15 protein-coding genes and 1 pseudogene are annotated in these 11,566 nt (G+C 61.6%); 9 read left to right on the top strand and 7 right to left on the bottom strand.

All coding sequences use genetic code 11. From position 1 onward, the window contains the following. Both ACZ60G_RS41765 and ACZ60G_RS41760 read right to left on the bottom strand, forming a co-directional pair. Nucleotides 1-207, bottom strand: a 207-nt coding sequence (locus tag ACZ60G_RS41765; protein ID WP_465817626.1) for a hypothetical protein, incomplete at its 3' end; no start/stop codon positions are given. Further along, entirely contained in the window at nt 204-473 is a 270-nt protein-coding gene (locus tag ACZ60G_RS41760; RefSeq protein WP_465817624.1) for a hypothetical protein, read from the bottom strand. The genes ACZ60G_RS41760 and ACZ60G_RS41765, both read right to left, overlap by 4 nt. A gap of 300 nt (nt 474-773) precedes the next feature. Between ACZ60G_RS41760 and ACZ60G_RS41755 the strand changes: the two genes are divergently transcribed. The 6 genes from ACZ60G_RS41755 to ACZ60G_RS41730 all read left to right on the top strand — a co-directional run bounded on the left by ACZ60G_RS41755 (nt 774) and on the right by ACZ60G_RS41730 (nt 4,828). Next, the gene (locus tag ACZ60G_RS41755; protein WP_465817622.1) at nt 774-1,628 is read left to right on the top strand and encodes a GntR family transcriptional regulator; all 855 of its coding nucleotides are present in this window, start codon (nt 774-776) and stop codon (nt 1,626-1,628) included. Nucleotides 1,629-1,635: 7 nt separating this feature from the next. Further along, nucleotides 1,636-2,574, top strand: coding sequence for a glycosyltransferase (locus ACZ60G_RS41750; RefSeq protein ID WP_465817621.1), 939 nt, complete (start codon nt 1,636-1,638; stop codon nt 2,572-2,574). Nucleotides 2,575-2,811: 237 nt separating this feature from the next. Beyond that, nucleotides 2,812-3,693: a replication initiation protein gene (locus ACZ60G_RS41745; protein WP_465817619.1), complete on the top strand. Its 882-nt coding sequence runs from the start codon at nt 2,812-2,814 to the stop codon at nt 3,691-3,693. Further along, nucleotides 3,693-3,959, top strand: coding sequence for a sigma factor-like helix-turn-helix DNA-binding protein (locus ACZ60G_RS41740; RefSeq protein ID WP_465817615.1), 267 nt, complete (start codon nt 3,693-3,695; stop codon nt 3,957-3,959). The genes ACZ60G_RS41745 and ACZ60G_RS41740 overlap by 1 nt, the downstream gene beginning before the upstream one ends. 124 nt (nt 3,960-4,083) lie before the next feature. Further along, the gene (locus ACZ60G_RS41735; RefSeq protein ID WP_465817614.1) at nt 4,084-4,359 is read left to right on the top strand and encodes a hypothetical protein; all 276 of its coding nucleotides are present in this window, start codon (nt 4,084-4,086) and stop codon (nt 4,357-4,359) included. 169 nt (nt 4,360-4,528) lie between these two features. After that, complete coding sequence (locus tag ACZ60G_RS41730; protein ID WP_465817612.1) at nt 4,529-4,828, top strand: hypothetical protein; 300 nt, start codon at nt 4,529-4,531, stop codon at nt 4,826-4,828. A 165-nt stretch (nt 4,829-4,993) separates the two neighbouring features. Here ACZ60G_RS41730 and ACZ60G_RS41725 read toward each other — a convergent pair whose 3' ends face one another. The 5 genes and pseudogenes from ACZ60G_RS41725 to ACZ60G_RS41705 all read right to left on the bottom strand — a co-directional run bounded on the left by ACZ60G_RS41725 (nt 4,994) and on the right by ACZ60G_RS41705 (nt 8,708). Next, nucleotides 4,994-5,362 carry a hypothetical protein gene (locus tag ACZ60G_RS41725; RefSeq protein ID WP_465817610.1) on the bottom strand — a complete coding sequence of 123 codons (369 nt, stop codon included), beginning with the start codon at nt 5,360-5,362 and terminating at the stop codon, nt 4,994-4,996. 155 nt (nt 5,363-5,517) lie between these two features. After that, nucleotides 5,518-6,741: a hypothetical protein gene (locus ACZ60G_RS41720; RefSeq protein ID WP_465817628.1), complete on the bottom strand. Its 1,224-nt coding sequence runs from the start codon at nt 6,739-6,741 to the stop codon at nt 5,518-5,520. Nucleotides 6,742-7,008: 267 nt separating this feature from the next. Further along, nucleotides 7,009-7,104: pseudogene (locus tag ACZ60G_RS41715) on the bottom strand (IS5/IS1182 family transposase); the annotation flags it as partial. Between the two features lie 145 nt (nt 7,105-7,249). Continuing rightward, complete coding sequence (locus ACZ60G_RS41710) at nt 7,250-7,726, bottom strand: hypothetical protein (RefSeq protein ID WP_465817608.1); 477 nt, start codon at nt 7,724-7,726, stop codon at nt 7,250-7,252. A gap of 193 nt (nt 7,727-7,919) precedes the next feature. Next, entirely contained in the window at nt 7,920-8,708 is a 789-nt protein-coding gene (locus ACZ60G_RS41705) for a hypothetical protein (protein ID WP_465817607.1), read from the bottom strand. 727 nt (nt 8,709-9,435) lie between these two features. Between ACZ60G_RS41705 and ACZ60G_RS41700 the strand changes: the two genes are divergently transcribed. From ACZ60G_RS41700 to ACZ60G_RS41690, 3 genes are all read left to right on the top strand, one after another. Continuing rightward, nucleotides 9,436-9,903 (top strand): ASCH domain-containing protein, encoded by a 468-nt coding sequence (locus ACZ60G_RS41700; protein WP_465817605.1) that lies wholly within the window; start codon nt 9,436-9,438, stop codon nt 9,901-9,903. Further along, nucleotides 9,903-10,511, top strand: coding sequence for a recombinase family protein (locus ACZ60G_RS41695; RefSeq protein WP_465817603.1), 609 nt, complete (start codon nt 9,903-9,905; stop codon nt 10,509-10,511). The genes ACZ60G_RS41700 and ACZ60G_RS41695 overlap by 1 nt, the downstream gene beginning before the upstream one ends. A gap of 498 nt (nt 10,512-11,009) precedes the next feature. Beyond that, nucleotides 11,010-11,192: a hypothetical protein gene (locus ACZ60G_RS41690; protein WP_465817601.1), complete on the top strand. Its 183-nt coding sequence runs from the start codon at nt 11,010-11,012 to the stop codon at nt 11,190-11,192. The last annotated feature ends 374 nt before the right edge of the window (nt 11,193-11,566 follow it).

The following is an 11,566-nucleotide window of genomic DNA, read 5'->3' as shown; positions in this document are numbered from 1 at the left end:
GGCGGCAAGATTGATGTCGTACAGGTGCGCTACCTGCTCACGGCCATAACGGCGGAACGGGATCTTGCCCGCGATGTCCTGGCCATTGCGGCGCAAACCCTGCGCCTCAAGCTGGCGACGAGTCCGCAAATGCGACGGCGCCATACGCCAGTCGTAAACCGGGATGCCGCCCTCAACACGCTGCGTGTCATCAGCCGGGGCGCTCATCGCTGCCAGCCCGCCGGAGTCGGAACCGTCTGCGCCGGAACACGATTCACGTGCACGCAGTCAGTACGCGCAGCCTCATCGGCACGGCAGATATTCGGCGACGGCGTGTAGGACTGCTGATCAATCCAGGCCGCGCCGCAACTGGCCAACCCGATCAGCACACCGACCGCCAGCAGCGCGAGCTGCACCTGAGTCGGCAGTGACGAGAAAATCCGCCCCAATGCACGGGCCGTAGCCGCCTCTGTGCGAACGAACTCGGCGGTCATCGAATCCACCGCCGACCACGAACCGCTCCACGCGTTGCCCACAACACCAGTGCCAGCGCCATCACCACACCTACGGCTGGCAACACCAGCTGCGGCCAGATCACAAGCGCGGCGAACGTAATCACCCCCAGCCAAACCGCTGATCCTGTCCGCATCTGCTTGACCTCCTGCGTTGGTATTGATCTTCGGAATGTTCCGAAGTTGCCTATGCAACTCCAGTGTGACATAGGTTGCATATGCAGATCAATAGTTGCATAGGCGGCACAGAGAATTGCCTAGTTAGGGCACTAAACTGGGTATATGAACGCCATAGACCGCATAGACCCTGATGACCCACGGACACCACGGCGACAACTGGCCGACCTGCTGCGGGCGGCAATTCTCACCGGGAAACTCGCCCCAGGAAGCCAGATCCCATCAGGGCCGGAGCTGGCCGAGCGGTACAACGTCGCGAAGGTGACAGCGCAACAGGCAGTCAACGAACTACGGAACGAAGGCTTGGTCGTCTCGCGACGCGGATCCGGCACATTCGTACGGGAGCGTCCCGAGAAACCTCTCGGCCTGCGGCCTCACCTCGAGCGCGCTTTCAGCAGACAACAGGTGACCATCGACTTCGCCGGATTCTCGGGAGAGACGCTCCATAATGCGATCACCGAGCCGCTGGATCAGATCCGAGATGGGCGGTACCGGCCCGACTCGATCGCCGTTCGTATCCTCGTGCCCAATCCGGCCGTTCCGTGGACGATGCCTGCGCAGGCACCTGACCTCAGTGACAGCCCAGCGTTTCGCCAGCGCGCGAACCGGATCATGCACCGCCACACGTTCGGCATCGTTGACGAGGTGCACGAGCTGCAGGAACTCGGCCTTATCGAATCCTCGACCGCCGAAGTGCGGGCTTACCCTGCTGCGCCGATGTTCAAGGTGTACATCGTCAATGGTGACGACGCGTTCTTCGGCTTCTACTCGATAGAAGAGCATCAGTTGACCCTCGGCGGCGAGCAGAAGGTCATCTGGGACTTGATGGGTAAGAACTCGCTGCTCTTCCACATGGACACTGACCCCGGCGACGGCGAGTCGATGAAGTCGCAGTTCGTGCGGCAGGCGCAGACGTGGTTCGACAGCGTCTGGAAGATCAGCAAACCAATCAACCCGTAGGAGCGGAATGTCTCCGACTGTGCACGATCTCGGCATCGTCATCGTCACGCACAACAACGCGCACGAACTCTCTCAGTGCCTCGATGCCGTGAAAAAACACGCACCTGGGTCGCATGTTGTCGTCCGGGACTGCAACTCTTCCGACGACACCGTTGAGCTTGCGAAAGCTCACCCCGCCGTGACCCGGGTAGTGGCAGGCGACAACGTCGGATTCGGCGCGGGATGCAATGACGGGGTCCGTTCGATCGACCGACCTGTCGAGATGGTCCTGATTCTCAATCCGGATACGGCGTTGAGTAGCGATCTCGCGGATCTCCTCCGGCACGTCCAAGGGCTCGGCGATTTCGGCGCCGTTGGCATCCGACAAAACTCGTTCAGCGGCGATCTCGTCTGGTCCTGGGATGAGTTTCCATCGCCGCGGCTCGAGTGGCAGAAGGCTCGAAAGAAGCAGCTGCTCCAGCGATCTCCCGCTGGCTACATCAACGACCGTGTCGTCGACTGGGTCATGGGAGCCTTCCTGCTCATCCCCAAAGACGCATTCGATGCGGTAGGCGGGCTCGATGAGCGGTGGTTCATGTTCAACGAAGAAGGCGATCTGTGTCATCGCCTGGCGCAGATCGGCCGGCCAACGTGGTTCGTGAGTCATTTGAGCTATTGCCACAGTCGGGCCGACAAGGCATCAATATGGCGAGAAACCCTTCGCATCAACGCCCGCCGCGAGTACGACCGGAAGTGGTTGTCGCGCACCGACACAGTGCTGTGTCAGTTGGCCCAGTCGTACCGCTGGGTACACGACGCACTGTTTCCGGCAGGCCCGCGTGATCGTCGCCTTGCCCTGCCCCGCCTGCTCGCGACCTGGAACCTCATTCACGCAATCACGCCCCCAGAATCGATCACAGCAGGCATCGACTCATGGCAATCCGTCCGCCCCTTCTGGAGGACGTAAGGGACGGACGTGGGCTTTGTTGTCTGCGCTTTTCCAAGCCTACGAGGGATATATGCGATAGTACTAATATGCGCATAACAACATATTTTCTCTATATGGTTCGGGTTGCCTAGTGCATCAGACCCCGACTTTTACGGATATCCGGGAGCGTGGGGGCAAGCCCCCGAACCCCCGGATATCTGAAATGGTTCGGCGTGCCTACTGCATCAAACATGATCTTCGGGGTTAGGTGTCCGCATGGCACCTCGGCAGACCCTGATGACGGACGGGCAATGGGCGATGGACGTCCTGCTGCCGCATCGTCCACACGCGACAAACCGCCTGAGGGACGGCCAGTATCGAATGTCTCGCGAAGATGCGCTCGAGATGCGCTACATCGAACACTCCCCGTACGCGTTGATCGGTGCGCTAGTGGTCGACGTCGACCACCCGGACACCGCCCTTCGTGCATTCGAGCGCCCAAAAGGGCACCCTGACCCGAACTGGGTAGCTCAATCGCCTTCCGGCCGCGGGCACATCGGATGGTGGTTGAAAGCCCCTGTGTGCCGTACGGATTCGGCCCGCCTGGCGCCGCTTAGATTCGCTCAGCGCATCGAAGCCGGGTTGCGTATCGAGGTTGACGGCGATCCAGCCTACGCGGGCAGATTGACCAAGAACCCGATCCATGACGCGTGGGAAACCATTTACGGGCCCGCTGAGGCCTATGACTTGGCTGACCTGGTCACGCCGTCGACTCCTCGGCAGATGCCGCGCAAGCCTGAGCGAGCGTCGGGCCTTGGTCGGAATGTCACCATGTTCGATACGGCCCGTAAGTGGGCGTACCCGATGTGGTGGCATCACCGGAATGGCACTCAAAGTAACTGGGAGCACCTGGTGCTCGACTACTGCCGCCATGAGGTCAACGAACTGTTCGGCTACCCACTGCCGTTTTCGGAAGTCCTTGCCACATCAACGTCGATCAGCCGCTGGATCTGGCGCAATTTCAGCGAGGAGGGGTTCCGGGAGAAGCAGTCCATCCGTGGGAAGATCATGACCGAGAAGCGCCAAGCCGCGATCGTCGCCACGAATAAAAAGCGTGCTATCGACCGGGCGACGGTCCTCGCCGCACTGGAGGAATGATGGCAGCCGAACACCGGAAGCGCCGCACCAAGACCGCACGGGAGATGGCGGAGCAACTCGGCGTCAGCGAGCGATCGATCAGGAATATCGTGGCGGAACCGCGGGACGACTACGAAGCTCGCGCGAGGGCCAAACAGCAGCGGGCTCGCGAGCTGCGCGCCGGTGGCGCCAGTTACCGGCAGATCGCTGACGAGTTGGGTGTCTCCATTGGATCGGTATCGACATTGCTGCACAGGACGTCGGCGGCGATGTCCAAGGCAAGCTGAGCCCGCGAAACTAGCAACGACCCCGTAGAGGCTTGGGTGTGGCATTTCGCAGATTTGGACCGCACAGGCCTTATCGGCGGGCTTCGCCACCGTTCCTGAACACCGAACGGAAGGCGGATCCGCCATGGTCTCCGAGCCGCCGAGGATCGAGCAGTTCATCGTCGCCCGCTTCGCCGACGACGAACAAGATCCCGAGCGTGAGCGGTACATCGCGGCACTGCGGACCGCGGTCATCTCCGTGCTCGAGTACGAGGGCGAGCTGACCCACCTGTTCGGCGCGACGCCGGCCGCCGACCGGTCGCGGCTCGAGCACATCCAGACCTTGCGCGCCATCGCGGAAATCTGGCGAGACCACCCCGACTATCAACAGGATTGGGCCGTTTCGCACCCGCGATCCTGACCCCAATAAGGCCCTGGAATCCTACGGCTGTCAGGAAGTGCAAGGCACCGGCGTAACCAGTCGCTGTATCTCCGAGGCAAGGCCGCGCGACCTGCGGATCCAGGCTCTACGGCCCGGAGCTCCAGGCCCTCACGCGGTGGGTTGACGACCAAGGTGCACCTGGTCACCGATGGCCACGGACGTGGCCTGGCTATGCTGCTCCCGCCCGGCCAAGCCCACGATTCGCCGTTGCTGGTGGTGGTGGCGGCGGCTCGAGGGCGGCCCGCCGTGCCGCAATCCGCAGGTAGTGATCGCCGACATCGCCGACAAGGCGAATTCCTCGGCCGCCAACCGGGCCTTGTGGCAGCCCAAACGTATCGCACTGGTCATCCCCGAACGATCTGACCAGACCGCCAACCGTAAACGTCGAGTCACCGTGGTGGCCGAGCGCCGGACTTCGACCGAGAGACCTACAAGCGCCGCAATGTGATCGCACACGCCTTCATCAGGCCAGACACTGGTGCGCGGTGGCCACACGGTATGACAAGTTGGCCATCGACTACCGCGCAGGAGTCGTGCTGTCCCCCGATCGTGGAATGGCTCAGGTCAGGTCATCAGGAGACACAACTTAGGCGGCTCGTTCAGGCCCTCCTGCTCAATCGATTGGACGGATAGAGATGTTCGGCCGGGGTGGATACCATTCTTCGAACTCGGGAAGCTCTGTGTGGGGCATGTGTACGTGAAATAGACTCTCAAGGATCTCGCGAGTGCCTTCTTCAAATTCTTCTAGAGGAATACCGCCCTCGGGGATCGGCCCGATTGACGGGCCGGCATCGCGTTCCCTCGGCTCGTATCCATTCTGTTCCGAGAACTCGAATTGTGCGGAAAACCCATCGTCTACCCCTCTGAAGTATTCAGAGAGGCACTCCTCATTGAGGGGTGCTGGCGCTTCATGTTTATTTGAATTGCTTTGCCAGCCATAGATTAGGCCAGCCATGTACCATTCTTCCGGGGTAGTGGGCATCAAGTTCACCTCGAATCTGTGAGCGTTGCAGAGTTCCCGCGGGGACGCCGAGTGGCGTGCGGGGGAAGGGGTATGCCTTTCAGCCGATGATAGGGCTGAGATTGAGGTCGGGCTCGATTGGTCTACAGATCCACCACAAATACCGGTCCGATATTCTACTTGTTCAGTCCTATTAGCTTATTGATGTCAAAAAGCGAGGTGTCGTCTCTTACCTTCAAACTTTGGGCTAACTTCCAATCGAAGGGCTCCGGGGGGTCTTTTTTCTTTGCGGCCAGTGGAGTTGGCTTGCCTTTCGGTAGCGGGCTTGGTTCTTTAGACGTCGGGTACGTGGTGCTCTTCGAAGTTGCGTAGCTTTTGGGCGTGAGTGCCTCGCCCGGATGTTCCATTGCGTTGCTTGCGCAGGCGGCGATGAGATCGAGGTCGGCTTGCGCAGCACTTAACTGATTAATTACTTCGTCGGGGGTTACCGAGTCTTGCCAGTTGTAATCGCCTTGATGGGCGGTTATCCACCCAAGCTTGTTGATCCGATCGAGGAGCTGAGTCCTAGCGCGAGCACAGAGCAGCAGCACGTCTCGCCCGTGTTCAATCTCAACTAGATTCGGAGGCTCGGGCCCTTCGGCAATTGTCAACGGGGAGAAGTACCACTGGTACGGTCTAGAATTGCGGTCCGGATCTGCGCGCATCGCCGCCATCCATTTGTTGGCGTGGGAGAGCATCTCCATCGGGTCCGTTGGGTTTTGTACTTGGACTTCGGGTCCACCTTCTGCGTATACCTGGAAATATGCCGCCGCGTGCGCATTCAGTACTGCTTCCTTGAAGTTTACTGACCCATCGGCATCGAAAGCGCCGTACGATCCGTTCAGTGCAGATTCGATTGATTTGACGCTGTCCTCGTTTGCGGTTTCAACGCGTAGGACACCAACAAAGAGACCACCATTTGAGCAAGCACGTGCAAATAGGTCACCGTACCGGTCAGTGAAGACATCCGAACGATTATGTTCCGCCGCTTCCTGCGCGGGTTTTGTAAGTATCGCGTGATCGATGCTTTGATTCGCTTGTTTGACCGTAGCGGTGATAGTCATGAACAGATTTTCTGAGTGAATATGCTGTCCGGCAGTGAAGCCGAATCGCGCAGAAATACCGGCGCCGAAGCTGGCACAGCCGTACGACGCTTCGACGTCTATTCCGAGACTCTTCTGCAAGTCGGTGCTCGAAGTGATTCTTGAGACGTTGTACGAGTAGTTGACGCCTTGTGCCAGCATCGGCGGCGACGGCGTCGGTTCGACAGCTTGGTTCATTACGGTTCCGGATAGACGGTCGATGCCGACACCGAAGTCATATCCCATCGTGTCCGGAAGTGACAACGCTTGAGCTACCATGACGCCCCCCTGGGGCAAACTCGTGTGCGCGGATTTCCTATATGACAAGACCGGTCTATCTTGATCATCTCTCCGAATCTGCTCTATGTCACTGATCATTAGGTTCGTGAACAAGATTTCTTGAAGCACTTGAGCGGCGGCGGACCGAGCAACAAGGCCCGGTTGGCGGCCGAGGAATTCGCCTTGTCGGCGATGTCGGCGATCACTACCTGCGGATTGCGGCACGGCGGGCCGCCCTCGAGCCGCCGCCACCACCACCAGCAACGGCGAATCGTGGGCTTGGCCGGGCGGGAGCAGCATAGCCAGGCCACGTCCGTGGCCATCGGTGACCAGGTGCACCTTGGTCGTCAACCCACCGCGTGAGGGCCTGGAGCTCCGGGCCGTAGAGCCTGGATCCGCAGGTCGCGCGGCCTTGCCTCGGAGATACAGCGACTGGTTACGCCGGTGCCTTGCACTTCCTGACAGCCGTAGGATTCCAGGGCCAATAAGGCTGCTCAGCAGTCCTTTCCTACTCCGCGACAACGGCGCGGGCGCGTTCCGCGTCGTGCCATTTGCCGACGTACTTCTCCTGCAGCGCGATCTTGCGCTTGTACCAATCGAGCGCGCCCTGCTTGGTCATGTCCAGGGCGGTGCCGATCGTCGACCAGCTCGCGCCCTCCTCGCGGGCGGACTGCATCACCGACCAGCGGCGGCCGGTGAGCAGCTCGACCAGGCGCCGGTTGGCTTCGAGGGCCTGCAGGGCGGTGACGTCGGCGAGCTGGGCGAGTTCGGCGCGCATGTGCGCCGCGACGTCGACCTCGGGATCGGTGGGGGTGATCTCGCCCGCGTCGAGTTTGGCCAGCGTCTCGTGCGTGTGCCGGATGTGGTGGAAGGTGTTCCAGGCCGCGTGCAGGGCGCGTTCGTCACCGTCGCGCAGGACGGCGGCGATGTCGGTGCCGGCGGGCAAGTAGCCGAGGTCGGTGGTCTTGAAGTACGGAATTCCCATGCGACAAGTTTACTTGACTCGACCAGTTTTCTTGACGTTTCGACAAGATTTCTTGACGCTCGCGTGTTCGATTTCTGGCCGCCGATAAGCGGGTCAAACCGGCGGCTGACCGACTAGGGGTAGCCGTAGTATCGGCCGAATTTCGGGTGGATATGCCGTAGTTGCTGGTCAGGTGGCGAGAACCGGCCGCCCCTTACTGCTTCTCCAGATCCACGTGTTGAGTCGGGGCGCTATTGGTCTTGAGGTACTCGTTGTTCAGGTAGACGACCTTGCGGGGGATGCGCTCGTTGCTCCAGTGGTTCGGCACGACCTTGGCGATCTCGGTGCGCACCAGGCGCAGCTCCTCAAGTTCCTTGAGCCCGCGCTGCCAGGTGTCGTCCTTGATCAGGTAATCGCGGCGTTCGGAACCGCCGACGTGGGTGCAGGCGCGGACATCCTTGTCCTTGCCTGCCAGGTCCAGGCGAAGGATCAGGTAGACGAACAACGCACGCGCGGAGATCACCGCGATCCAGCCGTTGGACCAGAACTCCAGCGGCACAGTGATGTACGGGGCCCGCTCGCGCGGCAGGTGGGTGACCGCGATCTTGTAGCCCTTGCCGGGTTCGCGTATGCGAGCGACCCAGGGCGTGTTCGGGGTGGGCCCGCTGTTGGTGAGCTTGGCCATGGCGCGTTTGATCCGTTTGGTTCCGGCACCGGCGCCCGGGCCGGAGTATGGATCCTCGTATCCGAACATCTCGGCCCAGTAGTGATCGGCGGCCCTGTAGTACAGGTCGTGGGGTTTTGCGCAGGTGAGCAGCACCAAGGTGAGGTACAGCTTCATCGGGGCCTCGCCGCCCTCGAACATCTCCGACAGCGGGGTCCGGGTCTGATCGGGGTCCACTTTGCGCACGAACCGCCCTGGCAGTTGCACTGTGAATCGCCTGCCCGAGCGCTTGACCGCGTCCTTCAGGCGGCGATCGGCAGTGACCGTTCGTGTACCCATTGCGTCCCTTTTCCGAAAGTGCCGGACCCGTTTGAGCGGACTCCCGGTGTCCGGGGTCAAGTGCTATAGGGGTCAAGGACTAGTGCTGTATCACCAGTTCAGCCGCCAATTCTGGGTGGCTCGAATGGGTACTGTCAACCGCTTATTCGGTATGTCGCATACGCCTTAATAGATGGTTGGCCTACGCCAAAACAGGTCTGAGGATACCGCTGAAACGTCACCCCGAGGTCGATTGTGGGGAGGGGGTGCGATGGGCTGTGATGAACGCAGGACGCGACGACCTTGGCCGGGCTGCGCGTCCTGCGTCCGGTACCTGATTCCCCAGGAAGGAGGTGATGCTCGTGAGGCGTGGATTTCGATTGACCGTCCGGTGGACCCGAGGGTCTTTGTCGATCACGCTTGAGCCCTACTAGCTGAGGGAGGCCCTCGCCGCCGGTGCAGCGGGGGCCTCCCTCAGTGTGGACATCCGGGTGTTGTGGCCGCAACCTTGTCGCCTCGGTCGCGGCCATATCCGTTGCTTCGGCGATTACTACCGAGACCCCGAGCCCTTCGAATCGGAGGCCCTAGGACGGTCTCGTAACCATGGTTTCGAGACAGGTGCACACTGGGCGCGGTCGACGGGAGGAACAGCAGGTCAAGGAGTCTCATAATCTATGCTCGAAATTCAGTCTCAAAATACTGTCACAGGATAAAATAATGAGACTTATTCCGAGTGAATGGAGACGACATGGCACCGGATGCGGAGAAGCTGATCGATGAGGACCTGCTCGACAGCCTTCACGCTGCAACGATGACGATGACCCCCGCCAAGGCGCTCAGCGTGCGCCGGCCATGGGCCAACCTGATCGTCGCGGGACACAAGACCGTCGAAAACCGCACCTGGACAACCCGCTACCGCGGCGCGGTGGTGATCCATGCCGGTGCCCGCTGGGAGCGCGACGGAGCGGACCTCGCTGCGGCGCTGGGCATCTCGGACTTCACGACCTCGGCGCAGTGCCCGTCCGGATATCTCGGTGTGGCCCAACTCAGAGACGTACACCCCGCAACGGGATGTTGTGCACCGTGGGGCCAGCAAGGGCTCGGCGTCTACCACTGGGTGCTCACCGATGCGGTCGCGCTACCCGCGCCGGTGCCGGGTCCGGGACGGCTCGGGCTGTATCAGCTACCCGTCGACGTGCGGGCGGTGCTGCGCTGATGGATTTCGGGTACGCCCGGGTCTCGACCACCCACCAAGACCTCGAACGCCAGATCGTCGCGCTACACGAGTACGGCATCCCCGACGAGCGGATCTACACCGACCGCAAAACCGGCGCCACCATGGCCCGCCCCGGATGGGGTCGTCTGCAGCAGGTGCTGCGCTCCGGTGATCGGATCGTGGGCACCAACCTCGACCGGTACGGCCGCAACCTGCGCGAGTGCCTCAACATCGTCCACGAACTGCGCGAGCAGGGCGTCGGGATCAAAACCCTCAAGGACCCGATCCCGATCGACACCAGCGATACCTCGGGCATGGCCGAGATCTCCGTGGCGATGCTGGCACTGTTTGCGCACATGGAGCGCGTGTTCATGCAGGAAAGGGCGGCTCACGCCCGTGAGGTCGCCGCCGCCAAGGGTGTGCGGGCGGGACGGCCCCGCAAGCTGACCGCGGACCAGCTCGCCGCCGCGAAGGCCGCCCTCGCCGCCGAGCAACGCCCCGAGGCCGTCGCCACCGCGTTCGGCGTCAGCCGGGCCACTCTGTACCGCTACCTGGCTGAGGCCGACGACATCGCCCGCACAGCCACCGGCCGACCGGAGCAACCCTGATGTCGAGTAGCGAACCACTGCGGTCGCCAGGGATGTTCTACGGCAGCAAAGCCCGTATCACTGAGCAGGTCGTCCGGCAGCATTTCAAGCCCTGTCGAGCTGTCGGAGATCTACCAATTCCCCAAGTTCGTCATTTTGTGGCGCAGATCACCCGGCGCTGCAAAACGCCATTCAGATCTCCAATTCAAGTCTGATCCAGACTGCCCCAGACTGACCTGAATTGCCCGGGTCTGCTTTGAGATTGCGCCGACGACACACCGAATCCGCCTGTGGCACGCCGACATGAGGCTCGTGTGTCGCAGGTTTGTCGGTGCGCATCAGGTACGGTCACCATCACTCCGGTCGGACAGATGTTCGGCCCGATCAATCGCCGCCCGTCCGACTTCGGCACGGGCCTCGAACCTCGCCGCGAACGGCGTGGCGCCGGACGAGTTCCGGTGTTCACTACAGGTCGCCGGACGAGCTCCGGCGGCCGCGATTGAGAGGGCATCCGAATACATGGATGACCAGGAGGAGCCCCCGGACAACAACGGGGACGGCGCCAAGCAGTGGATTGCGCTCATGGTGTCGGTACTGGGACTGATCGAGATTCTCCTGCCCTATTGGGTAGGAGACAGCACCAGCCCGGTAACCGGAGCTACCGAGCTGGCGTTGTGGTATCTGCACGCGATCGGGGCTTAGTCAGGGCATTCGACCGCTAGCAGGGCCGGTTTGGGCCGGACATTCGCGTACAGGCGCGGTGTCCGGCCCGCATCCGCTTCCGCCGATTCCACCATATGGTGGAACACCGGCACAGGCGTGGACACTATCACCCCCATGGCTCCCGCCCTGGTTATCGACCCAAACCGTGTCACCCGGTCACCTTTGCCAAGGCGACCGGAGACGTAGAGGGCTGGCCTCGGTGGCCGGTCAGGCGGCCATGTCGGCTTGCGCCGCTGTGGTGCGCCAACGGGGTTTCCGCAGCCTTCTTGTAAAACTCTGTCTTACGGGGTTCCTGTAGAACTCGCCGAATTTCGGGCGGATTTGAAGTCCCCGCAGCGAACGGCGAGGTGGCA

Source organism: Nocardia sp. NPDC102475 (genome assembly GCF_055584605.1).
The sequence above is the reverse complement of the archived record's forward strand: the minus strand, read 5'-3'. Positions and strand labels throughout refer to the sequence as shown.